This is a genomic window from Glaciecola petra (assembly GCF_031846345.1).
Lineage (GTDB): Bacteria > Pseudomonadota > Gammaproteobacteria > Enterobacterales > Alteromonadaceae > Glaciecola > Glaciecola petra.
Genome location: NZ_JAVRHX010000007.1, coordinates 80,101 through 105,264 on the forward strand (window position 1 = coordinate 80,101; position 25,164 = coordinate 105,264).

21 protein-coding genes are annotated in these 25,164 nt (G+C 40.3%); 11 read left to right on the forward strand and 10 right to left on the reverse strand.

From position 1 onward, the window contains the following. Positions 1 to 19 precede the first annotated feature (19 nt). Both RM552_RS16535 and RM552_RS16540 read right to left on the reverse strand, forming a co-directional pair. Positions 20 to 1,789, reverse strand: a complete 1,770-nt coding sequence (locus RM552_RS16535) for an arylsulfatase (RefSeq protein WP_311369988.1) — start codon at positions 1,787 to 1,789, stop codon at positions 20 to 22. Between the two features lie 24 nt (positions 1,790 to 1,813). Next, positions 1,814 to 2,566 (reverse strand): SDR family NAD(P)-dependent oxidoreductase, encoded by a 753-nt coding sequence (locus RM552_RS16540; protein WP_311369989.1) that lies wholly within the window; start codon positions 2,564 to 2,566, stop codon positions 1,814 to 1,816. Positions 2,567 to 2,718: 152 nt separating this feature from the next. On the opposite strand from RM552_RS16540, the gene RM552_RS16545 reads away from it, so the two are divergent. From RM552_RS16545 to RM552_RS16580, 8 genes are all read left to right on the forward strand, one after another. Then, positions 2,719 to 4,497 carry an acyl-CoA dehydrogenase C-terminal domain-containing protein gene (locus RM552_RS16545; RefSeq protein WP_311369990.1) on the forward strand — a complete coding sequence of 593 codons (1,779 nt, stop codon included), beginning with the start codon at positions 2,719 to 2,721 and terminating at the stop codon, positions 4,495 to 4,497. Between the two features lie 24 nt (positions 4,498 to 4,521). Beyond that, complete coding sequence (locus RM552_RS16550; protein WP_311369991.1) at positions 4,522 to 5,736, forward strand: acetyl-CoA C-acetyltransferase; 1,215 nt, start codon at positions 4,522 to 4,524, stop codon at positions 5,734 to 5,736. A gap of 12 nt (positions 5,737 to 5,748) precedes the next feature. Continuing rightward, positions 5,749 to 7,926, forward strand: a complete 2,178-nt coding sequence (locus RM552_RS16555; protein ID WP_311369992.1) for a 3-hydroxyacyl-CoA dehydrogenase NAD-binding domain-containing protein — start codon at positions 5,749 to 5,751, stop codon at positions 7,924 to 7,926. Between the two features lie 126 nt (positions 7,927 to 8,052). After that, positions 8,053 to 8,364, forward strand: a complete 312-nt coding sequence (locus RM552_RS16560; RefSeq protein ID WP_311369993.1) for a hypothetical protein — start codon at positions 8,053 to 8,055, stop codon at positions 8,362 to 8,364. 165 nt (positions 8,365 to 8,529) lie between these two features. Beyond that, on the forward strand, positions 8,530 to 8,826 hold the full coding sequence (locus RM552_RS16565; RefSeq protein WP_311369994.1) for an SCP2 sterol-binding domain-containing protein: 297 nt from the start codon (positions 8,530 to 8,532) through the stop codon (positions 8,824 to 8,826). 452 nt (positions 8,827 to 9,278) lie between these two features. Next, entirely contained in the window at positions 9,279 to 10,367 is a 1,089-nt protein-coding gene (locus RM552_RS16570; RefSeq protein ID WP_311369995.1) for a glutathione S-transferase family protein, read from the forward strand. Between the two features lie 16 nt (positions 10,368 to 10,383). Next, positions 10,384 to 11,646, forward strand: a complete 1,263-nt coding sequence (locus RM552_RS16575) for an NADH:flavin oxidoreductase/NADH oxidase family protein (RefSeq protein WP_311369996.1) — start codon at positions 10,384 to 10,386, stop codon at positions 11,644 to 11,646. After that, positions 11,643 to 12,758, forward strand: a complete 1,116-nt coding sequence (locus RM552_RS16580; RefSeq protein WP_311369997.1) for a glutathione S-transferase family protein — start codon at positions 11,643 to 11,645, stop codon at positions 12,756 to 12,758. The genes RM552_RS16575 and RM552_RS16580 overlap by 4 nt, the downstream gene beginning before the upstream one ends. A 243-nt stretch (positions 12,759 to 13,001) precedes the next feature. Here the strand turns inward: RM552_RS16580 and RM552_RS16585 are convergent, their stop codons facing one another. The 6 genes from RM552_RS16585 to RM552_RS16610 all read right to left on the reverse strand — a co-directional run bounded on the left by RM552_RS16585 (position 13,002) and on the right by RM552_RS16610 (position 19,014). Continuing rightward, positions 13,002 to 13,889, reverse strand: a complete 888-nt coding sequence (locus RM552_RS16585; RefSeq protein ID WP_311369998.1) for a bile acid:sodium symporter family protein — start codon at positions 13,887 to 13,889, stop codon at positions 13,002 to 13,004. 59 nt (positions 13,890 to 13,948) lie between these two features. Further along, the gene (locus RM552_RS16590; protein WP_311369999.1) at positions 13,949 to 15,583 is read right to left on the reverse strand and encodes a sulfatase-like hydrolase/transferase; all 1,635 of its coding nucleotides are present in this window, start codon (positions 15,581 to 15,583) and stop codon (positions 13,949 to 13,951) included. A 36-nt stretch (positions 15,584 to 15,619) separates the two neighbouring features. Next, positions 15,620 to 16,525 carry a haloalkane dehalogenase gene (locus RM552_RS16595; RefSeq protein WP_311370000.1) on the reverse strand — a complete coding sequence of 302 codons (906 nt, stop codon included), beginning with the start codon at positions 16,523 to 16,525 and terminating at the stop codon, positions 15,620 to 15,622. 11 nt (positions 16,526 to 16,536) lie between these two features. Beyond that, positions 16,537 to 17,625, reverse strand: a complete 1,089-nt coding sequence (locus tag RM552_RS16600; RefSeq protein WP_311370001.1) for a DUF2855 family protein — start codon at positions 17,623 to 17,625, stop codon at positions 16,537 to 16,539. 12 nt (positions 17,626 to 17,637) lie between these two features. Beyond that, a complete protein-coding gene (locus RM552_RS16605; RefSeq protein WP_311370002.1) occupies positions 17,638 to 18,270 on the reverse strand; it encodes a hypothetical protein in 633 nt (210 codons plus the stop codon). A 117-nt stretch (positions 18,271 to 18,387) separates the two neighbouring features. Beyond that, positions 18,388 to 19,014: a hypothetical protein gene (locus RM552_RS16610; protein ID WP_311370003.1), complete on the reverse strand. Its 627-nt coding sequence runs from the start codon at positions 19,012 to 19,014 to the stop codon at positions 18,388 to 18,390. 270 nt (positions 19,015 to 19,284) lie between these two features. On the opposite strand from RM552_RS16610, the gene RM552_RS16615 reads away from it, so the two are divergent. Both RM552_RS16615 and RM552_RS16620 read left to right on the forward strand, forming a co-directional pair. Beyond that, entirely contained in the window at positions 19,285 to 20,130 is an 846-nt protein-coding gene (locus RM552_RS16615) for an SDR family NAD(P)-dependent oxidoreductase (RefSeq protein ID WP_311370004.1), read from the forward strand. A 64-nt stretch (positions 20,131 to 20,194) separates the two neighbouring features. After that, positions 20,195 to 21,265, forward strand: coding sequence for an MBL fold metallo-hydrolase (locus RM552_RS16620; protein ID WP_311370005.1), 1,071 nt, complete (start codon positions 20,195 to 20,197; stop codon positions 21,263 to 21,265). Here the strand turns inward: RM552_RS16620 and RM552_RS16625 are convergent, their stop codons facing one another. After that, positions 21,266 to 22,582 carry a DsbA family protein gene (locus tag RM552_RS16625; protein WP_311370006.1) on the reverse strand — a complete coding sequence of 439 codons (1,317 nt, stop codon included), beginning with the start codon at positions 22,580 to 22,582 and terminating at the stop codon, positions 21,266 to 21,268. It abuts the gene before it with no gap. A gap of 161 nt (positions 22,583 to 22,743) precedes the next feature. Between RM552_RS16625 and RM552_RS16630 the strand changes: the two genes are divergently transcribed. Beyond that, positions 22,744 to 23,817 (forward strand): glutathione S-transferase, encoded by a 1,074-nt coding sequence (locus tag RM552_RS16630; protein ID WP_311370007.1) that lies wholly within the window; start codon positions 22,744 to 22,746, stop codon positions 23,815 to 23,817. 64 nt (positions 23,818 to 23,881) lie between these two features. Here the strand turns inward: RM552_RS16630 and RM552_RS16635 are convergent, their stop codons facing one another. Continuing rightward, the gene (locus tag RM552_RS16635; protein ID WP_311370008.1) at positions 23,882 to 24,880 is read right to left on the reverse strand and encodes a haloalkane dehalogenase; all 999 of its coding nucleotides are present in this window, start codon (positions 24,878 to 24,880) and stop codon (positions 23,882 to 23,884) included. Between the last annotated feature and the right edge of the window lie 284 nt (positions 24,881 to 25,164).

The window sequence follows — 25,164 nt, forward strand, 5'->3', positions numbered from 1 at the left end:
TCTTTATTTAGCGTAACTACTATTTAGCTTTCCGGTTTCGCCGTCTTCGAATTAGAAAAGTGAGCGAACTAGACAAGACAATTAGGACTATAATCAATAACAACCCATTTTCATTGAACCACTGCCTTGTAGCATTTCTTAGAAGTTGCTTAAGAGCTGTTTCGCCTTTAGCCAATTCAATTATTCCCATTTGTTGAGAGTAATCTTGGTATTCACGTATTAATTCATTCAGCACATCCGGATGGGTTGCAGATAAATCTATCGCTTCGCCCGGGTCGGTCGATAAATCGAACAGTTGCCAGTTTTCATCGCCGAAAGGGCTTTTAACGAGAGTTATTTTCCATTTCCCTTTGTAAAGAGATGCATTGCCGCTCACTTCAAATGCGTAGCTATCGTCTCCCCAAATATTGGCTTTTTTATCAGAAAACAATGAACGTAAACTCTTTCCATAGAACTCACTCGGGTCGAATTCCACTCCAGCGGCATCGAGTAAGGTTGGGGTAATATCAGAAACGTGACTCCGACTATGGGTAGTACCAGTTTCATTGATACCCGGTCCGGATATGATAAGTGGGACTCTTTGGCCACCCTCTGTACTATTAAACTTGTATAAATTGAGAGGTGCGGCTGCTACTGTTGCCCACTCTGGTCCAATAGCTCCCATACTTCCGTGAAGCCCGAGGTTTTCTGGTTCAACATCCCAGCCCTGAGACCTCATCCAAATTTTCTCAGCGTATAATTGCCAATTGAGCTTAATACCAGACATCTTTCCGATAGTATTAAATTCTGCTCCGTTGTCAGACGTAATGACTACAATCGTATTCTCTAATTCACCGGTGCTTTCCAAATAGCGAAGGAGTCTACCTAAGTGGAAGTCGGCTGCTTCAGTCATACCAGCATTTACTTGCATTGAACGAGCCCAATAGTATTGTTCTTCTTCTGACAGACTGTTCCAGTCTCTATGAGACTCGTGTGTTTCAGCCAATTGGCTAGAACTAGGAATCAACCCTAAGTCTTTTGCTTTAGCCAATCTCTGATTCCTCATAATATCCCAACCTTGGTCAAATACGCCGTTGTAGTTTTCGATGTATTCGATAGGTGCTTGTACAGGGATATGGATTGCTTGAAGTGATAAAAAACCAAAAAAAGGACGGTCTTTATCCGCACTGTCAACATAAGAAATCATTTTTTCTACCAGATCTCTCGACGAATAAAAATCTGGAGGCAAATTCGTACGCTCTCCATCCTCAAACCACTTAACGTCTTTGTAAAGAGGCATGTATGGCGCTTCTCTATAATTACTACCACCTGTAGCATCCAATACAAACGACCGGTCAAAGCCAAACCTGTGTGGAAGATTTGCTCCAACTCGACCAATTCCCCATTTGCCAGAGACAAATGTTTGATATCCGACACCTCTAAGCCTAGACGCAAGTGTCTCTTGGTCTTGCTCCCAAGTCATTGAATAACTGGGGTTCTCTTCCATATCTGGTGAAATAACCTCTACCAGTGTCGACATTCCCATACTATGGCTGTTCATACCGGTCATTAACATCGCTCGGCTTGGTCCGCACAGTGGTGATGTATTGAACTGGCTAAACTTGAGACCCTTGTTTGCAAGTGAGTCAATGTTAGGGGTTTTGGCATCACTGCCGTACGGTCCTAGACCCATGAAACCCACATCATCAAACAAGACGAGCAGAATATTGGGTTGCTCTTGTTTTTCTTCTTGATCTGCGTTCACGAAAACCGAAAATGCCATGACCAACAGAATAAAAGTAATTTTCACTAAAATTTCTCCAATATTTTGTCTTTATAGGGTTTGCCCATCTTCTAACGCCAATGTTTGACCAGTTAGATATTCTTGGTCTGGTGAGCATAAATAGACAATTGCTTTATCTAACACTTCAGATGTGCCAATTCGTTTCCTTGGCATGAGTTTGTTTATTACGTCTAAGCCTGCGGGGCTATCAAAATACTTTTCATTGAGATCTGTCTTGATATATCCAGGTGCGAGTGTATTTACATTGATCCCTTGATTAACCCATTCTCTGGCGAGTTGCTGGCTGAGTCGAGCGATAGCAGCTTTTGACGTTCCATAGACTGTGTGACCAGGCATCGCTTTTCTATCAGAAACTGAGCCGACATTGACGATTCTTCCTTTCACTCCATTTGCAATCCACCGTCTAGCTAATTCCGTTGATAAAAAATATGGGGCCTTAAGATTGAGGTCCATAATAAAATCAAAGTCTTTTACCGTCATTTCAGTTGCTTTTTTACTTATAGACGAACCAGCATTGTTGACAAGACAATGAACCATGCCTACTTGTGCTTCTGCTGCGTCAATAGCTAGGCTGTACGATTCAAAATCGGTAACGTCTAGCTCGAGCGGAACAGCTTCACCTCCATGCTTATTTATGTCGGCACACAATTCCCTTAACTTCTCTAAGCGTCTGGCAGCGGCAACTACTTTATATCCATCCTTACTTAGCGCTCTGCAAAATTGCGACCCCAGCCCAGAAGAAGCACCCGTTACTAGAACTGTTTTGTTCTCGTTTATTGTCATTGTCCAAGTTCAAATTCATTGAATATTTCTAAGACAATAACAAATTACACAGTATATGACAAAATATTTGAAATTGCCTTGAAGTGACCAGTTAAATAAATTAGCATTAATTATGACAATAGTTTTCAACAATAGAAATTGAGAGAAGTACAATGCCACTTTTTAAAGCCCCTTTAGACGATCTCAGATTTGTTTTACATGATGTGTTAAAGGTTTCAGAGCAAGATATACCGGGTTATTCCGACTTGGATGAAGAGTTAACTTCAGCTATTCTCGATGAGGCTGGCAAATTAGCAAATGATGTATTCGCGCCATTAAACCAAGTTGGGGACAGAGAGGGCTGTAAGCTAGAAAATGGCATTGTGATAACACCAACAGGTTTTAAAGAGGCCTATCAGAAATTTTGTGAAAACGGCTGGAGTGCACTAGATCTGCCTGAAGAATACGGAGGGCAGAACATTCCGACAGTTGTTACCCTTGCAACGAACGAATTGTTTGTTTCAGCGAATCAAGCACTCTGCATGTATACCGGCCTGACCCATGGTGCTTGGATGGCAATTCATTCTCATGCCTCTGAAGAACTCAAAGAGACTTACCTTCATAAAATGACCACAGGTGAATGGTCAGGAACTATGAATCTGACTGAACCACATTGTGGTACTGACTTAGGGTTGATGAGAACTAAAGCTGTACCCTCGAATGATGGCTCATACAAATTGTCCGGTTCAAAGATTTTCATTTCTTCCGGTGATCATGAACTCGCAGAAAACATTATCCATCTCGTTCTTGCAAAAATTCAAGGTGCCCCTGAAGGTATTAAAGGAGTCTCTTTGTTTATCGTTCCTAAATATTTAGTCAATAAAGATGGAACATTAGGTGCCCGTAATGGCGTTTCTGTAGGCAGTTTAGAACATAAGATGGGAATTCATGGCAACGCTACGTGTGTACTAAATTATGACGATGCAGAAGGTTATCTAGTAGGCGAGCCTAATAAAGGTATGCAAGCAATGTTTACAATGATGAATGAGGCAAGAATCGGCACTGGTATGCAAGGTTATTGTATTGCCGCATCAGCTTACGCTAATGCTGTGGAATACGCTAAAGATAGGCTACAAGGACGTGACGTTAAGTCAGTTAACAATACCGAAGGACCTGCTGACCCAATCATAGTTCATCCTGATATTCGCAGAACGTTAATGGATCAGAAAAGCTATATAGAAGGGGCACGTTTATTCAGTTTATGGTTAGCCACTTTAGTCGATAAGAGCGAACGTGCAAAAGACGAACAGGCGGCAGATATGCTCGCTTTGTTGACCCCAGTAATAAAGGCATTTGTTACTGATAAAGGATATGAAGCTGCGACAAATGCACAACAGGTGCTTGGGGGTCATGGATACATAGAAGAGTGGGGTATGTCTCAATTTGTCCGAGACGTGCGAATATCACAAATATACGAAGGTGCTAATGGCGTTCAAGCGTTAGATTTGGTTGGTCGTAAGTTGGGCGCTAAGGGCGGAAAGCCGGTCATGGCATTTGGGATGATGATCAAAGAATTCATTGATTCTATCAGTTCAGACGGATCTCTTTCATATTCGGTTGGGAAGCCTCTTCTAGCTGCATTGGGTGATTTTCAAACCGGATGCACATATTTAATGCAAAATGGTGCCCAAGACCCTCATGCAGCGCTGTCTGGTTCCACAGACTTCCTTCATCTAATGGGGCATTTATGCTTTGGATATGTTTTGGGAATGAGTGCGAAAGCTTCTCATGAGAAGCTCGGTGAAAGCGATATGAACGAAGAGTTTTATTGCCAAAAAATTAACACTGTCCAACACTACCTTCATAGACAATTACCAATGACAAGGATGCACCTAAAACGTATTCAGGCTGGTCCTGATACTGTTATGTCTCCATCAGTTGAATCATTCTAACGAAATATAAAGCGGGAAACTCACATGACACGAGATGTTTTTATTTATGACGCAATAAGAAGCCCGAGAGGCAAGGGCCGGAAAGATGGCAAACTACACCAAACTAGCGCATTGCATCTTTCATCTGAAATGTTGAATGCCCTTATTGAAAGGAATGCATTTGAAGTCACAGAAATCGAGGATGTTATATGGGGCAATGTAACCCAAGTTGGTGAGCAAGGAGCATGCCTTGCAAGATCAGCTGTATTAAATTCGAACTTAGCTGAATCAACCCCTGGTTTATCAATTAACAGGTTTTGTGCTTCAGGGCTTGAAGCAATGAATTTGGGCGCTGCACAGATTCAAGGTGGAGTAGGTGAAGCTTATATTTGCGGTGGTGTCGAGATGATGGGGCGGGTTCCCATGGGGTCAGATGGCGGAGCAATTGCGGTTGATCCCTCAGTTGCCCATAAAGCCTACTTCGTACCCCAAGGAATTTCTGCAGACATCATTGCGACAGAATATGGTTTTACTCGCGAAGAGTGTGATCGATACTCTGCAGAGTCTCAAAAACGCGCGTTCGAAGCATGGCAAGACAATAGGTTCAACAAATCAGTAGTACCAGTGAAAGATATAAATGGACTTACAATTCTTGACCGAGACGAATACATAAGACCTGAAACAACATTTGAGTCTTTACAAAGCTTAAACCCAGCCTTTAAAAAGCAAGGAGAAAGCGTTCCTGGCTTTGATCATGTTGCATTGCTGAAATATCCACATCTTCCAGCAATTGAACACGTCCATCACGCTGGAAACTCTTCTGGCATTGTAGATGGTGCTGCTGCGATTCTCGTTGGATCCAGGGAATTTGGAGAAAGAAATAACCTTAAGCCTAGAGCTAGAATTAGAGCAATGGCCAAAATAGGTTCCGACCCAACAATAAACTTGACTGGTCCAGTCCCAGTTACAGAAAAAATATTGGCGCAAGCTGGTCTTTCCATTGATGACATTGATCTATTTGAGGTAAATGAAGCATTTGCGTCAGTGGTATTGCGATTTATGCAAGCTTTCAATGTCGAGCATGACAAAGTCAACGTAAATGGTGGCGCAATTGCTATGGGGCACCCTCTGGGAGCAACTGGTGCGATGCTTATATCAACGTTGCTTGATGAACTAGAACGAAGCGACAAAAAGCTTGGCTTAGCAACATTGTGTGTCGCTGCGGGCATGGGTTCTGCAACCATACTTGAATTGGTCTAATCGGAGGTAATAATGTCTATTTTTAACTTATCTGTTGATGCCAATGGAATTGCAATTATCACGTGGGATGTTCCCGGCGCAACGATGAATGTCATGTCTTCCGCGGGCTATGAAGAGTTGAGCATTCATATTGAAACAGTGCTTACGGATGACTCAATTAAGGGTGCTGTCATAACTTCTGGTAAAAAAGACTTTGCCGGCGGAATGGATCTAAATGAACTTGGTGCAATGAAAGCAAATGCGGGTAAAGAAAACCCTGCAAGCACCATTTTTCAAAGCGTAATGAATGGCCACCAAATTCTAAGAAGAATTGAACGTGCAGGAATGGATAAAAAAACCAACGAAGGTGGAAAGCCAATCGTATCTGCCCTTCCTGGAACAGCTGCCGGGATTGGAATTGAGTTGGCATTATCCACTCATAGAGTTTTCGTTTCTGATCGTAAAGGTGCCAAATATGGATTACCTGAATCTTTAGTTGGAATTTTTCCTGGTGGAGGCGGAACAGTTCGAATGCTTTTCCGTGTAGGGCTTGTTAATGCCATGCAGCTTTTATCTCAAGGGAAAATGCTAGATGCACAAAAAGCCCTAAATGCGGGGTACGTTGATGAAGTCGTGCCTCATGAGGAATTGCTTACTAGGGCGAAACAATGGATTCTAACTGCTTCAAATGAAGATATAGTTAAGCCGTGGGACAAAAAGGGTTTTAAACTTCCTGGGGGAGGAGCTTATCATCCCGCTGGTATGATGAACTTTTTGGGTTCAACTGCAATTGTTCATCATAGCACCAAAGGCGTGTATCAAAATCAGTCTGCTCTACTATCGGTAATGTATGAATCATCAATGGTCGATTTTGATACAGCTATTGAAATTGAAGCAAGATGGTTCACTAAAGTTTTATTGAATCCATCTTCGGAAGCGATGATACGTTCGTTGTTTTTGAACAAACAAGCGCTTGAGAAAGGTGCAAATCGTCCTAAAGAAATACCAGATATGTCTGTTAAGAAACTAGGGATATTAGGTGCAGGCTTGATGGGGGCGGGAATTGCTCAAGTATCGGCAAAGGCGGGAATCGAAGTTGTTCTATTGGACCGCGATCAGGAATCTGCAGAAAAAGGAAAAGCTTACTCAGCGAATATTCTTGACAAAGCAATCGCAAAAGGGCGTTCGACTTCTAGCAAAAAAGAAGCCTTGCTTGCGTTAATAAAACCTACTGCTAATTACGAAGATCTTTCTGGTTGCGATCTTATAGTTGAGGCTGTTTTTGAAGACAAAGGTGTGAAAGCCGAAGCAACAAAACAAGCGGAGGCTCAGATGACCACTGACGCTGTTTTTGCGTCAAACACTTCCACTTTGCCAATTAGCGAACTAGCGAGGGCAAGTAAAAACGCAGAACGTTTCATTGGCATCCATTTCTTTTCTCCAGTGGAAAGAATGGCCTTAGTCGAAATCATTAAGGGTGAAAAAACGGGTGACCATGCAGTTGCAAAGGCTTTAGATTTTGTAAGACAAATAGGTAAAACCCCTATTGTTGTAAATGACGCTCGTTACTTTTACGCAAATCGCTGCATCATTCCTTATGCAAACGAAGGCGTAAAAATGTTGAAGGAAGGAGTAAATCCACACCTTATCGAGAATGCAGCAAAACAACTAGGAATGCCGCTTGGTCCATTACAGTTGAATGACGAAACCGCCATAGACTTAGCGTATCGAATAATGACAGCAACTAAAGCTGATCTCGGTGATGAATATGAGCCAACAGGTACCGAAGAAGTCGTAGAGTTTTTGTATAATGCAGGGCGATTCGGGAAGAAGACAAAGGCAGGCTTCTACGAATACGATTCGAATGGGAAACGTCAACAAATTTGGAAAGGCCTCAACAAACAATTTCCGCTTCTTGAGGTACAACCTTCATTTGAAGAAATCAAAGATAGATTAGCGCTAAGTCAGAGCTTTGAAGCGGTTAGAGCGCTCGAAGAAGGTGTATTGGAAGATATACGAGAAGGTGATGTTGGCGCTATTTTGGGATGGGGTTTTATGCCTTGGTCAGGTGGACCATTTGGTTACCTAGATATTGTCGGTGCAGATAACGCTGTAGCCAAAGGGAACGATTTAGCCATCAAATACGGCAAACAATTTAAACCTCCAAAGAAACTTCTTGAGCACAGTCAGTTAGGAACAACCTTTTATTAAAATTGTTAAGAATGGCTTGCAAGCTAATGCTTGTTAGCCATTCAATATTGTGGACAGATAAATGTCGAAAATCTTATTCTTCTTAAGTTGTTTTATCGCTTTATTCTTTGCATTGATTGGTTTCTTATGGATTGTATCTCCTTCAGAGGCCTATCATCATTTGGTTTGACATTACCCAAAGGTTTGGGGCTCAGCTCTTTGATTGGTGGAATGAGCGTATTCTTTTGTAGTATCTCAATTAGCATAATAATTGCGATAGTATACAAACAAAAATTAATTCTATATCCGGTCATTATTTTACTCGTTATGACTGCTGTGGGTAGGTTGGCAGCATGGGCTATTCATGACGCATCGTTTGCTATTGAACGTATTGTTGCGGAGCTTATTTTTGCAACTATCTTGGCACTAACAGCTAAGAATCTAGAAACTAAGGCATAGAATCGCCTATTCTTAAAATTCTCTTTTTTTATCTGACTTGATCTTGCCAGTTCAGCAAGTTTTCAAAGTTATAACCAACATTGACCTCGGTTAAGTCGCAATGTATTGACATAATATATGTAATAAAATATATTGTCACAAAGAATGTCAATATAGGATAGGTTAATGGAAGAAATACTTCAAAAAGCAATCTCGCAGCTTGATCCCAAAGCAAAAAAATCAGGATTAAAAAAGAGTGTCAAATACTTAATCGATAATGAAGTTGCGATATTGTTCACGGGGAGAGGAGCCACTAGAGCTAACGTTGACACTGAAACAGATCTTACGGTCAAAGCTAGCTCGAAGACGTTTGCAAAGTTGCTAGATGGAAATTTAAATTCGACGATGGCGTTTATGACGGGAAAAATAAAAATCGAAGGTGACATGGGGTTAGCCATGAAGCTCGACAAAATTTTAAGTTAAGAAAAACCTTCATGCTCTCTAGTGAAAGTTCACATCTCAACATTTTGAGACATTCATTTATATTTTTATTACTCCCTGTGGATCTATCCCAGGCATTTTCGAGACAAGCATATGGATTATTTGAATCAACAAGACCTGAAGTTTTTACTTTTTGATTGGCTTACTTGTCAAAATATGACTGAGAGAGCAATTTGCAGATCACGATATCAATACTATGAAAAGTGCCGCAAATACTATTATCGCAAGAAAGCAGTCGCCATGTATTCTTAACAATACTGCAGCTTTCTTGTCTTCATTTGGGCACGTAGTTGTAGCCGAAACCTCACCAGGTTTGCTATAGCTCGATTAGAGTAAGTTTGGACTGCGACTAAAATATTTCGGATATCTCTTCGCCACAGCTAAACAAAGGCAGAATCGAGTGGAGCATTAGTATTATGAATTCAGATTCAACGATGAAACATTCCGTTTATGGTTCAAGTATTTCTTACTTTACTGGGAAGGTAGAGAATTATTTCCGGTTGAGGCGAATACCCCATGAGTTCTTTCCAATGCAGTTTCCGAAAGATAGGAAAAGTCTGAAGTCTGAGCTTGGTGTCATACAAATGCCTTCCATTAAACTGTCAGATGGAAGGTGGCAAACTGATTCTACCAAGATCATCCAATGGTTTGAGTCACAACTTCCAAAACCAGGGATTGTTCCTGATGATCCTGTTAAAGCATTTATTTGTTACTTAATTGAAGATTGGGCCGATGAATGGTGGTGGCGTCCAGCTATGCACTACCGTTGGCATTACGATATCGGTGCTTCTTTTGCTTCTAATCACCTTTCAAAAGAGTTACTTCATTCTGTACCTTTGCCACGCTTCATAAAAAGATATTATTTAACTAAACGCCAAAGGTTAGGATATACGACTGGAGATGGCATTAGTCGTAAGAATGTTAAACAAATTGAAACCCAAGTTAGAGAACTTTTTTCTCACTTAGAAAACATCTTCAAAAAGCGTCCATTTTTCTTCGGTGATCGACCTTCACTGGCAGATATTGGTTTATCAGGACCATTTTTCAGGCATTTCGCACTCGATCCCGTTCCAGCCGGAATTTTAAAGCGTGAAGCACCTTCTGTATTGGAGTGGTCTACAAGATTGTGGAATGCATCGTTAGATGACTTAAGCAATGAATGGACAGATGACATACCAGAAGATATATCCCCACTTATCAAGAGCATTGGACTCCATTATTTACCATACCTTAATGCGAATGCCGAGTGTGTTCGATTAAACAAAAGGAAATTTAGTCCGCAAATTGGTGGAGTTGTTTATAAAAACGCAAGGGCGTCTAAATATCGAGTGTGGTGTTTGAATGAACTGCGCCTTCGATTTCTAAATAATTCAGAAAACGCCAGACAGAAAATTGAAAGTTACTTACGGCTCCATGATTGTTGGGAGCCTTTATGGGCAATAAACACACTGCCTTGTTCTTTTAACCAAGAAAAAGCTCTTCCCTTTAAAGCTAAATTTAAAATGGTCGATTTCGACCAATAATATACGAGTCAACTTTATGAATGCAGAGAAAGAAAAATTAAACGTAAGTCATGCAAAAAACCTTTATGACAACTTTCAATTTAAGGAGGGCCAAATTGCTCGGAATCGTTATTTCAAATCTGCAATGAGCGAACAGTTGGGAAGTAAAACATTTTCACCCAGCATTAGTATAATCAATGTTTACAAAAGGTGGGCTAAAGGAGGAGTTGCAATTCTTGTTACAGGCAATGTTATGGTCGACCGTAACGCTCTTGGCGAACCAAAAAACATTGTGCTAGATGAATATCAAGACTTGGCACCTTTCAAATGTTGGGCTAAAGCCGTAACAGATGAAAACAAAGGTACTCACATTTGGATGCAATTAAACCATCCAGGTAAACAAAGTCCCAAAAGCCTATCTCCAGAGCCTGTAGCTCCTAGTGCGGTTGCTTTAGGTAGAGGTTTAGAAGCTGCATTTGCGAAGCCAAGAGCGTTAGAAAATAAAGAGATACGGGAGATAATTAGAAAGTTCGCAGCTAGTGCAGCTTTGGCAAAGAAAGCTGGCTTCACCGGCGTTCAGATCCATGGTGCTCATGGTTACTTGGTGAGTCAGTTCTTGTCTCCCCATCATAATAAGCGAAATGATGAATGGGGAGGGGATGCAAAGAAGCGACAACGTTTTGCCTTAGAAATATATAAAGCCATTCGTGAAAAAGTAGGCCCCGAGTTTCTAATAGGTATAAAAATGAATTCAGCGGATTTTCAAAAAGGTGGGTTTGAGTCAAATGAAGCTTATGAACTAATCCAACGTTTATCAGAAGAGGGTATCGATCACATAGAGATTTCTGGTGGTAACTACGAATCACCAGCAATGACTGGCTCAAGGTTTTCTACCTTAAAGCGAGAAGCATATTTTTTAGAGTTTGCTGAAAAAGCTAGAAAGGTTACTGATGTGCCTTTAGCCGTTACCGGCGGGTTTCGCTCAGTGGCGGCAATGGAAGCTGCCATAGCGAGTAAAGATGTTGATTTTATTGGTTTAGCAAGGCCGCTAGTTATTGACCCTGAACTGCCGTTGAATGCAGCAACGAACAAAGATTATAAGATCGATGTAGGTCACCCAACTAGTGGTTTCAAGCTCTTAGACAATATGTTTATGCTAAAAATTTCTTGGTATGAGACGCAGATTTCGAGGATTGGTAAAGGTAAAAATCCGAAACTTAATTTATCTGCTTGGTGGACGATTCTAAGCGCAGTGCTATCAATGGGTTCAAATAGTTTCAAGAAGAGGCGTGTGAAATGAGTTCCGAACCGTCGCCCCTGTATATTCTGTACGGTGTAGAAATTTCTTACTTTGTTGGCAAAGTTCGGGCTTATATGAATTATAAGAGGTTAAATTATACCGAGCGCGCACCAACAATTTTTGATTTCAAGCGCTTCGGTAAAAAACTACATGCCGGTGTTATACCTGTCGTTCAATTGGGCAATGGTGACCTTATTGATGATACTTCATTAATTATTGAATCACTCGAGCAAATACATCCTGATCGGTCGATTCAGCCAAACACGGCAATTCAAACAATTGCTGCAATGATGTTGGAAGCTTGGCTTGACGAAGTCGGCCATTTGATAGCTATTCACACTCGTTGGTCTCATGATGAAAATTATCCATTATTTCGAGATACGATGGGTAAATCCATGTTCCCTTGGTTGCCAAAATTCATTAGGAACAAACTTGTCGATAGGACAGCAGTTTCTTTCATGAAAATGAACAAAATCAGATTTGGAATTGTTCAAGAGCAAATCAGCTTACTCGATAAATGGATCGACAAAATTTTAAATCTCTTAGAGCAACATTTTACGCACCATGAATACTTGTTAGGTAATAGACCTAGTATTGCTGACTATGCGCTTATTGGTGCATGTTATGGACACCTATACACAGATCCTTGGCCGCGACGAGAGCTCATTGAACCGAGACAAAATTTAAAGAGGTATATTGAAAGAGTTCATTCTGGCACACCCGCTACCGGTGATTGGTTACCTGATGAAGCTCTACCTGAAACACTACAACCAATTTTCCAAATGTTGTTTGATGAATTTTTACCGCTAGTACAAACCTCTGTTACGGCAACACAACAATACATTGAAAAAAAACATAAGAAGCAAGGAGATATCATTGCTAGGTTTCCAGGAAAAATAAAGTTCCCAATGCTAGGTAAGCCATATTCAAAAGTAGCGTTTAGCTATACATTGTGGATGCTGCAAAGGATTCAAAGTGAATGCTTAAAACTTGACGAACAGGAGCGAATAAAAGTCTCCTCATGGATGAGAATTTATAGCGAAATTGATTTCTTTAACTTGGATTTAGGACCAAAGGTTGAACGATATGGACTTCAGGTTAGATTGCGATAGGTATGGAGTCCATAACACAAATTCTGTTCATCACTGGTCAATGAGCATTAGCAATTTTTGGGTTAACGGTAAAGATGTAAAGATATTCTTTGTTGCCTTGATTGCTTCTGTTTATCTTATGGGTTGCTCATCCCAAAATACAGACCACTCGAGTCAGCTCAACTTGGCTATAATTTCACCAACGAAACTAGTGGTACCGAATATTACAATATCAAATTCTTTGGTCATGGTTACATGCTCGTATTAGTTTCTAAAAGTAGTTTGTTTGTTATTAAAGTATTTAAAAAACACCATGATCATAATTGCAGCTGGGATCATAATAATGCCCATAATGGCGCTTGCGTAAGAAGCCTCAGGCTCCTTAAGTGAGTTTGTAGCAATAAACAATGAAAGTAGGATGTTTTTCAAACATGTTTCAACCGCAATAGTTGCGCTTTCTTTTGCTGTAATACCCAGACTTTTAGGCAAGATAAATCCAATTATAATTGCGGATACTAGAAGTAAGAATGTGGGTAAAAAAACGTCACCGGCGTTAGTAAGCGCATTTCCATTGTCTGCAACAGCTGCGCCAATAAATGCTGCAATCATTGCAACTAAACTGATCCTAGATATTAATGGTTCATAGGATTTGAGCTTCGGATATTTTGAATTTACGTACATTCCTACTAACACAGGTATTACAGTGAAAATTGCCAGTTGAACTGCCGTTTTCAATATAGGCATCTCAATTCGATAGGCATCTGTACCTAGTTGCAGCAATACGAAATTAACCCAAATAGGCAGTGTTAATAATGTGACACTTGTAGCAATTGCAGTAAGTGTAATCGAGAGAGCTGTGTCGCCTTTACCCATATGAACTATAACATTAGAAGTAGTTCCTCCCGGCGTCGCGGCTAGTGCAACTAGACCTACTGCTAACATAATTGATAGCTCAAAATGCAACGCTAATCCAAAACCGATCAATGGCATTATGGCAAGCTGTAAAACTAACCCTACCAGTACCGGTTTTGGGTACAGTACGATGCGTTTGAAGTCTGATTTGGTTAGTGTTAATCCCATCCCAAACATCAAAGTAAACATAGTTATTGGCACAACTACTTGAATTAATGTCAATACGAAAGCATTGTCCATGTTGGTATTTCCTGTCTTTCAATACATTAATGAAAAAGCGCTGATTTACATTTCGGTCATTAGTTAGCCCATATTATGTATGTGCCATCCTCAGAGAGAACTTCGCTTCTATTAATATCAATTCCTATAGGTGCTAAAATTACCGAACGTGCAGCAGGTTCATCCAATTCTGAAAAGTATTCGGAAATAATCTTTCTCAATTCTTCTAGCTTGACAGGGTGAGAATCAACAAGATTAATTTGTTCAGTCGGGTCTTCATTTAGATTGAAGAGAAATTCTTGGTTTGAATCTGGATTCAATTGCAGTTTCCAGCCATTTGCCTGGACCGTTCGATAAGAACCTGTAGACCAAAATAAAGCCTCATTTTCTCTTCGAAGTGACAGCTCTCCACTCCATAGTGGAGAAAGGTCCTTGCCATCAATAACGCGATTTGTAGGTAAATTGGCACCGGTTGCTTTAGCTATAGTAGGCATTAAGTCGTAATGGTTAACTGGAACATCAACAATGGTTCCCGGGTTAATTGCCTTTGGCCACGTAATGGAATAGGGAACCTTAATACCCCCTTCAAAAAAAGTGTTTTTCCAGCCACGGTACGGCGCATTTAAATCGTCGATGGCTACATAATCAGCACCGCCATTGTCACTAGTCAAAACAATAATTGTGTTGTCTGCAATACCTTGTTCTTCGAGTTTCGACATGATCCTTTCTACAGATCTATCTAAAGCTCTCAACATTGCAGCATATACTCGCTTATGATGGGGTACGATTTCTCCAACAGCTTCATAGTCTTCTTTAGTCGCCTGCAATGGGTTGTGAACTCCCCAGTGCGCTAGATACAAAAAGAATGGTCTGTTTGCATTTGCTTCGATTGCCCTCTCAGCTTCCTCAGTAAAATAATCAGTAAGGTAACCGCGAGGTTCGAAAGCTTCACCACTATTCCAACGGACTGAATATTGCATTGTGGCCCATATAAATTTGCCAACTATTGAGGATTCGACCATTCCATTAACAACGTTTGGATGCTCTATCGGTAGGTAAAGACCAGAATCCATCATCAAGCTTTCATTAAACCCTTGTGCATTGGGTTTCATCTCGTCATTTCGACCCATATGCCACTTTCCGATATGAAGTGTCTGGTACCCTTGTTCTTGAAGTACCTCTGCCATAGTTACTTCCGTTCCAGGCAGACCTCTTTCCTCAAAAGGTGGATTACTCTTGTCTACCTCCGCTTTATATATGACCTCAGGTCGCCCTTGCGGCGTTGAATTAGCAATTATTGAAAGTAGTCTACCCATGTTATCAAGCATGGGAGTTACTTCGAATCCATTGCGAGCAGGGGTTCTTCCAGTCATTAGTGCTCCTCGAGCGGGCGCACAATTTGCGTGAGCAGAATAACCATTGGTAAAAAGAGCACCTTTAGAGGCTAATACATCGATATTAGGAGTCGCGACCATACCTGCGCCAAAAGTAGAAACATCATTAATACCCATATCGTCCATTACGATTAGGATTACATTGGGTTTTTCTGTCTCTTTAGATGGTCCAGAAGACCAAGTTACAGATTTGTTTGCAGCGATTGGGATTTGAGCTCGTTTGCCAGCTACATACAATAAAATATCGAAGCGATTGACCCAAACTACTCCACCTAAAATCAAAATAATGATTAATATCGAAATAAACGTTTTTTTTAGCACTGATTTGTCCTCGTTTCTCGCATGCGATTATGTGTGTTAATTGACATCCAAAAAAGGAATAATACGCTCGACTAGTAGCTCAGGGGCTTCCTCTGGTGAAAAATGACCAATCTTATAGAGTCTTTCATGAGCTTGACCTTTGCAGCCTGGTATATGCGCTTGCAATCTCTTTTCTTCGCCTTTTGTGATGGGGTCATGCGTACCAAAAACAGTTAAGAACGGCTTTTTGAAATTACCCAGTTTTTGCCAAGCATCTTTAAAGATTGGCACAGCAGGATTGTTTGCAAAGACTGGTATCAATTGTGGGAATTGCATTATTCCAGATTGATATTTCCATTGTGGAAAAGGCGCTAAATACGCTTTGTATTCCTCAGTAGACAGTGTTTTACTTTGGAAGGAGGGGGCAAAAGCTACCTTCCACGGAAAACAAGGCATCCATTTCATGACAGTTTGCCAAATTCTTAGAACTTTATTGCCGCCGTCACCAATAGGAACAGTCGTGTTTGTCGCAAATACTCGTGAGAATCTTTCAGGATAATTCGCGACTAGCCATAAGCCTAATACACCACCCCAGTCTTGGCATACTAATGTAATGTTATTCAAATTGTTTGTTTCTAGCCATTTAGTTAACCAATCTAAATGTCTTTCAACAGAGTAATAGCTTCTCTTTGCTGGCTTATCTGATTTACCAAGACCAACTAAGTCTATTGCAATAATCCTTTTACCCGTTGGTATTAGGCCTTTGATGACATGACGGTACAAATACGCCCAACTTGGATTCCCATGCATTAACAATATTGGTTCAGCATCGCGGGGGCCTATATCGACACTGTGTATCCTCAATTCAGTACCGTCTGCGTCATGTATCACAGTGTATGTTGGCTCAAAATCGAAATCTGGAAGACTTTGAAAATGCTTATCAGGGGTACGCAGTACTTTCATTTTTAACTACTCTAGTCTTCGTTCAAAGAGATCATGATTCCGCGTTGACCATCGACTTTGTTATCCAACAGACCTTCCCAAATAGAAATAGCCTGTTCGGTGCCGCGGTGGAATTCATTCTTCAGCAGACTTTTAAGTTTTATTGATAGTTGTGCTGAGGCCATGAAATTTTGCTGAATAAAAACAGCAGCACCGAGTTCCTTCGCTCGCTTCTCAGCGTGTGTAGGTGTGAAATATAGTTCGGGTTTTGGCCCAGGAAGTTTGTATTCGAATTGCGTACTGTCCCAATGAGTAGCGCCAACCAATTGGCTCGACTTGATATCGTTTTTAAGGTGATTATGTAGTGCCGAAATAACACCTTTGTTTCCAGACATATCTAGGTAAAGACTAGGAATCTTTTGGATCTGCTCTACATCAGCATAGGTAATTAGCTCGTCACAAACTTCCAAACTTCGAACAAACTCTATGTTGCGAGGCGACGTAAGCCCGACGACTTTGCCTTTGTACCCATTCTCTCTGAGGAAAGCTGCAGTACTGTAGCCTGTTTTTGAAGAGACAGAACCGACGATAATTTGCTCTGCTTCGAAATAATCGTTGCATTGAGCGAAATCTGCTAGCACGTAACCAGTCATGTAAAGCGGAAACAGCACACAACGCTCAATTTCGAGCATCTTCATCATTTCTGGCTCTGACTGACATCTGGGATAATTATTGTAGAGCGGTGGAAGTGATAGTCTATGTTCAGACGTGTCTATCAAAAATTGATCTTTAGCTTTACCTATTTGCAAGTCTGTATGGCTTGCCATTGGGAAAAAACCATTGATTCTCTCACCTACACTAATATCATTGTGACTACTTTCGATAACATCTGCCATGCCCCAAACCGTTACATTTCCCCATTTCTCATCCATACCTGTGGGATAAAACTGCCAATACTTGAACAACTCACCGCTTACCGCATAACTGACGTTGTTTGAAGTTAATGCAAACTTGTCAATTCTTACTCTAATGCAACCTTCATCTAATTGAGGGGCGTCCTTACAAACCACTTTAGTTTCTCGGAAGTTCTTTTTGTTTACCCAAATTTCTGTGATTTTCATTTTATTAAATCTCTAAATAGTGGTTAACGCTATCTGTGCAATGCAGCACATTAAAAGTATTAGCAACGGGACTGAATACTGGGGTCGCATGAATAATGAAACTTTAATTTCAATTGGTACATTCAGGGTGTTTTTCATTGACGATACTTTGGTTTCAAGAGCTCCTTTTGAACCTTTTGGCCTGCTCGGAGCAACGATTTTTGCGAAATCTCTACGAGAGCGCCAGCGAACCATCGCGAGCATTGGAAACTCCATTTTGTCTTCTGTTCCCCAAGTATCAATGTGACCACCAACTCGATAAGCTTGTTGGACTGGGTGGCATCCATGCTTAAGCAATGTAGGCAATATTTGCTTCATATATGATTGAGCTCCAGACAACGCATCCTGTGATTCACCCGTTACTGGGTTTTTCACTTTTCCCTTATTAAGGGTTATGAAATTTGCCATGCAAAAATCTTTACCGTTATCTTCCTCAAGAAACTGTCTTATTACGCCTGCATCGGTATTGGAGCTGAATGGAAGTTCAGGAAATTTTTCCATGAAGTCTTCAATCTCTTTCTTCGTCATTGGGCCTTTCCAATTGAAATACCACCGCAAAAAGAGGACTTCTAACGCAATTCCAGTAATAAAAATTTCCCAAATCATTTTGTTATCCTGATTGTAAGATTAGTGTCGTCATTTGACTGAAGGTGACAGGTTTCCAAAGATACCGTTTATGGAGAAGCCTGATTACCTGCAACATCAATACCGAAATGTTAAGTCTTAATTCTTGTATTCATTTGGCAGCGCAACGGGGCCTTGAAAGCTTCTTGTTTCTTGCCCTTTAGCTGGAAACCAAAAATATACGGTAGTGGGTTGTGGTAATTCTAAAATCAAGGGCGTTTTGAGTTTGATCTCTCTTAAGGTGGCTCCTTCGGGAAACTCAAGTTGATCATCATTTCTGCCTGATCCAACCACTTCAACATAGTCATTAGTACCAATGGTCATGACTTTAAGGGTTCTACCAGCATCAAAAGCTAGAACGTGATCTTTATCAATTAAGCCTTTCTTAGGCAGCCCATCTTTTTCAGCGTCTTCCATATCTTCAACATATGCGTTTTGAACCCAATCGTAACCTGCGAAGGACTTTAGAGTGACTGTAGTTTTATCTAGTGTAGATCTTCTAAATAAGCAGTAGTCGTAAGAAGGAGTCGCAAGTCCAGTTAAAACAAAACCTGTTGGCATATCGGTAATTTTCTTAAAATCACCTTTTGAAACTGGAGTCGTGGCCATCCATATACCGCGACTTTCAAAATCGATGCACTCCATTAGTTTTGCATCTCTGTCAGCATCGATTGTGCAAGCATTTCCAAGACTAAGTTCGTTTAAAGCTTCCAATGTTTTATTCATCATGGTCTCCGCTGAGTGTGTCCAGTGCTGTCCTAATTTGTCGTTTCTGCTCGGGCTCAAAGGCTTCTAAGCATTCTGATTGCTCTAAAGTTCGGACGCGTAAGTTCCACTCTAATTAGTACCAATATAAGTTATGACATACAATATGTCATAACAATAAATTGGATGCAAGAACTCGTTTATCCGCAATTGGAAGATAAAATTGACTTTTTATTTAAAATGTCATTATATGTGACAATATCTATTATTGACTGGTCTTCAAAGTAAAAAATGAAAACTCGTAATGTCGATCAAAAGTTAGCGGTTATAACTGGCGGGTCTAGTGGGCTTGGGCTAGCTATTGGTGAAGCGCTCGCAAATGAAGGATTTGATCTTTTATTGATTGCCAGAGATGAATTGAAACTTACATCTGTGAAGCGCGAATTAACAGAAAAGTACAAAGTTAAAATCCACATTGCCAGTATTGATGTCACTAACCCTAAACAAGTAAGTTTATTAAGAGACATCGTTCTCAATATTGCTCCTAGCGCCGATTTGGTTGTTAATAGTGCAGGAATAGTGAGTGCTGGCCTACTCGTTGAGACTCCTCTAGAAGAGTGGGATCGCCTCTATGCTTTTAACGTTAAAGGTGTTGTTTCTGTTTTGCAGACTCTATTGCCGGATATGCTTATACAATCTGAGAACGATGGTGTTTCTAGGCACATTGTCAATATCGCTTCAGCCTCATCAGTATTAAATCTTGCTGGAATGGCCGCTTATAGCGCAACAAAGGCAGGTGTTATTACTATCAGTGAAACATTGGCGCATGAACTACATTCCAAAAATATTGGAGTAACCGCAGTCTGCCCAGAGTTCGTTAAAACACCCATAGGCTCAAGTTTGAAATTGTTTGGCAGAATGGATAGCCCTCGGTCCAGAAAACAAGTTCAGAAGATGTTTGAAAAGAGCACGATTACTCCAGCTGAATTGGCACAAAGAACGTTGGATGCTGTTTCCAAAAATTCAATTGTAATCATGGCTGGAAGACAAGCATCGTTAGCTAACGTTTTAAAGCGGATCGCACCTAACTTGTTTTTCAAGCTTATCCATAAGTTGTTTTCCTCCTCAAAGCAGTAGGTAAGGCCAGACATGTAGTTTCTAACTCTCCCAAATAAAATTTGAAAAATATAAGGAGTGTAAATTGAAAAAATACGGTTTAGTAGCATTAGCCGCAGCTTTTGTATTAATTGCGTTTATGAATAGAGAGAGCATCACGATAGCTTTATTAAAGAAAACGATTAAGGGGAATTTAGAAACCAGCTTGAAAGAGCAATTGGGTGACGGTTTACATGTGTATATATGTGGTGCAGGGTCACCAATGCCAGATATAAAACGTTCAGGCCCATGTACGGCAATAATTGTAAACGACTTAGTGCTTGTTTTTGATGTGGGCTCAGGTTCTTCACGAAATTTGTCTTTAGGCCAAATACCACAATCTCAGATTGGGGCTGTGTTTTTGACTCATTTTCACTCTGATCATATTGATGGGCTTGGAGAAATCATAATGCAAAGATGGGCGGCGAGTTCAGCGAAAGAGCCATTAGAAATTTATGGGCCAAATGGCCTTGGGAAAGTTGTAGATGGTTTCAATCAGGCCTATTCGCATGATGACAAATACAGAATGGCTCACCATGGAATGATTACCATGCCACCAGGGGGAAGGGATGCAGTATCAATGACATTTGAACAACCAGAGAAAGGTGTTTTAAGGACTGTTTATGAACTAAATGGCTTAACAGTTTCCGCTTTCTCAGTAGCTCATAGTCCTGTTGAAGCCGCTGTAGGGTACCGAATTGATTACCAAAACCGGTCCGTTGTAATAAGCGGAGATACTGTAAAATCAGAAAATATTATATTGCATGCTAAAGGTTCTGATTTATTGATTCATGAGGCGCTTTCTTCTGAAATCTTGGGGTTGATAACTGAACAAGCAGAAGCCGCAGGACGAAACAACATCGCAAAAATCACTCACGATATTCTCGATTACCATGCTACACCTTTAGAGGCCGCTGCAGTTGCTCAAGAAGCAAAAGTTGATTTTCTGCTATTCAATCACATAGTTCCGCCCCTTCCTTTAATCACAATGGAGGAAATGTTTGTTAAAGGGGTAGATGGGGTTTTTACAGGAGACTATGAAATATCAAAAGACGGTACATTGGTAACACTATCTTTAACAACTGACGAAATAACAATAAGAGAATTGATTTGGTAATTATTCTAAATCTAAAGACATTCGAATTTCGGCTTCGACAAATGACAATTTGTCCTGACCAAAAACAACAGTGTTAGAAAAACGAAAACATGGAACTCCCCACAGACCTAATGAATAAAGTTCTTCTAAATTTGATTTAGCCCAATTTTTCCAACCCTGATTATTGATCAGCATCTTTGCTTTTTGCCAATCTAAGCCTGACTCTTCAACAATTTTTCTCAAACCGGAGTCCGTTTCTGACTTAGTCCTTTCACCCCAAACTGCTCTCATAAAATTTTGCATGTATTGAATCTCTTTACCTTCTTCCCGTGCATATTCGAATAGCGAGTAACATCTTTCGACCCCAGTTCCTAAAGGGTCTGCAATTTTACCGAAGGGAAGTCCAAGCAACTTTGCTTCACGTTTCGTATCCAATGCTATATACAATCCTTTCCTAGGTGGAACTTTTAAGCCTCTCATCATCATCGGTAATACAGGTTTAAGAATAAGACTGATGTTGTAATGTTTTGCTAATTTCGCTGATTTCATTAAACCCAAATAAGAATAAGGACTGCGAACAGAGAAAAAAATCTCCAAGTTCATTCTCCTACTTTGGGAAGTTATTGCACTCTCGGAAAAAGGTAGGTAAAGCTTATGGAGTCTGTCGTATTTTACGAGTTTATCTGAGTGGTTGCTTACAATAAGACTATTGAGCCTATTTTCGAGGTGCTGCAAGCGCTCTAGTCCCCAATACCATTCATCTCCATAGTTAATGGTTGCAGATAAATAATGTCCGCCTTTTTTCAGCAGTTTCTCATTTTTGAGAAGTTGGCTAACATATAATTTTCGGTTTAGCTGCATGTCTCCACTAAGTAAGTTTTGAACATCGCTTTTACTTTCTCTCCAAAACGCATCAAATAGTGAGGTTGCAAGCTTTAAGAAATCAGGTTTTGACTCCCAAGCGACTAGTTGAAGGCTTGCCTGCATAAGTAATTGTGTGTTTTCGGTGACTAGCATTGGAGCTTTCAAACCATACAAACCAGCCATCTTTTGACAGTCTTCTAATACATTTTTGTCCCAAAGTTGAGGTTCAGGAAACATATCAAGTTGGCGTTTTTTAACAGTTTTGACGTCAAGCTCAACACCAAAACGTTGTTTTAGTTCAGGGAGAACTTGTAAAAGAAGATAGCTTGCGGGATCGTCAATCGCAATGTACACATTTAAGCAATGGGAGTAGCCTGCTTGTTGTCTTTTCTTTTCAAACTGATTTCGTATTCTAGCTTGTCTTGAATCGCTCAATAAAAACTCTGTAACGAGTGATCTGATCGTATTTTTCATAGCCCTCTAATTTCCTTGTCTGATTCAAAACCGATTCAGAGGAATCGAAATTACTTGCAAATTTGGACGGTTATATTAATGTCACATTATGTGTCAATATATAGTCAATAAACTTTGGAGTCAAAACCTTGGGAAAAGCTTATACCTTTTACGGATGGGAATTGTCCTACTTTGCCGGGAAGTTAAGAGGATACTTAAATTACAAGAAAATCGAATACATTCATAAAGATCCAAACTTTATTGATTTGATGTATCGATTTCCAAAGGTAATAGGTTCCTCTTCAATGCCTGTCATAAAAACAGATACAGGAGAGTGGTTGTCTGATACGACCGAGATAATTGAAAAACTAGAGAGAATTCATCCACAACCGTCTATTGAAGTCACCACACCACGATTAAAAATTATTTCAATGCTACTAGAGGCATGGTTTGACGATAGTTGGCTAACGCCGGCGCTGTATACAAGATGGTTGTTCCCTGAATCTTTCTCAGTCTTTAAAAATGAAGGAGGCAAAGCTCTACTTCCCTTTTTTCCCAAATTCATTAGAGAGTTTGCGATTGAAAAGACTGGAATGGCCCGCATGCGTTTGTATTTGTCAAGCATGGGCGTATCAGATTCACAAGTGAAAATCATAGATATGTGGTTACGTGAGCAACTGAAGGCACTCGATACTCATTTTTCATCACAAAAGTACCTTTTAGGCAATCGCCCGACAATTGCAGATTATGGTTTACTTGGCCCCATGTATGGTCATTTAAATAGAGACCCTTGGCCTAAAAAGGAGCTCATGGATAAACTGCCCAACCTTAGGAATTGGGTCTCTCGAACCCATGGTGGTTTCGACGACTATGACAAGCTTTCGGCAAATGATAAATTGCCTGAAACGCTATTGCCAATTTTACATACTGTGGCAAATGAGTTTATTCCTATGGTTAACACTACCGTTGAACTGTCTAAACAATACGTAATAAAAGCAAATAAGGTGAAAGGAGATAGGTTGCCTAGGCAATTTAAGAATGTTGAATTTCCGATGGGAGAGGGCGTCTTTAGGCGCAATGTTTTCAGTTATACACTCTGGATGATGCAGAGAATAAAAAGTGAATACGATCGCTTTGATGTTGATCAAAAACAGAGTGTAGATGCACTCTTGACAGAATTGGGTATGGGTAATTTAATGGAATCTTCTTTCGGACCCAAGTTAGAACGATCTGGTTTAGGCGTTAAGCTAGCTTAAGGTATGGTATTAAATCACTCCATGTTAATAACTTAACGCCAATTCAGAGTTGGTTGTTATGAGTTCAACATGTCAGTACGTCTCTAATCGCCTCTACGCACTGCTCAGGCTGATCTTGTTGAACGAAGTGACCTGCAGGAGATATTCTTCTATGTGGCATGTCCTTACAACCAGGAACATTTTGTAAAAACGCTTTGCCCAAACCTTTACTGACAGGATCATCATCAGAAAATGCTAGTAAGAATGGTTTGTCGAAGTCAGTTAGACTAGAAAGTGCCTGTTTGTTTTCTTCTACTTCAGCGTCATCCGGGAATAAAGGTACTAAAGAAGGAAAGACTCTTACTGCTGCCATGAAGCTTTCATCTGGAAATGGAGCATTAAATGCAAGTTTTTCAGAGTCGGTGAGTTTTCGAGCAGAGCCTATCTGATCCAACATACAACTAATGTCTAAAAATTCACTGCTTTCAGCAGCAAACTTCCGCCAATATAAAAAACCAGGAAAACCAGTTCTATCTCTAAATTTACCATCCAATTCTGATGCTTTAACGACGGGTAAGGTTTTATAGGCCTCCCTCAAAAATCCAACCATTTCACTTGGTATTGGACCGGCCACTAACCCTCCATTTGATAAAACTACGCTCGAGAATTTACTTTTATTATTTGCGACTATCCTTAGTCCAATGTTGGCTCCCCAGTCTTGAAGAAATACAGTTACATCAGAAACATTCATTTTTTCAAACCATTGACCGATCCAAGTAACATGTCTTGCATATGTATGGTCACTTTGCTGTGTCGGCTTATCTGAGCGGCCAAATCCGATAAGGTCTGGAGCAATCACTCTATATCCAGAATCCACTAATAAAGGGATCATATCTCTATACAGATAACTCCACATGGGTTGACCGTGCATAAGAAGAATTATCTTACCATCGCGTGGGCCTTTGTCTAGATAATGGAGTCTTAATAAACCTCCCTCAGTATCATCAATTTCCATATAATTCGGAGCAAATGAATAACCTTGTAAGTTTTCAAATCGTTCTTCTGGTGTTCGTTTAAATTCCATAGCTCTTATTTTTAAGTAATGTCATACATGGTGACAATATATAATCTATTGAGCGTCGCAATGTCAATAAATTTGTTAATTTGCATCCATTCCAGACGCTCAGAATTATAATTTCATAACTAAAAGCACCTGTAGCAATCAGACAAAAAGCATCCCAAAAGCAGAGATAGCTATACCTCAAATTTATAAACATCCTAGGTCATTCCCACGAAAGTGGGAACCTCTAAAACAGCTTAATAAATATAATAAAAGCCATTTTCAAAAAAGCTCAAATACGTTGTTTT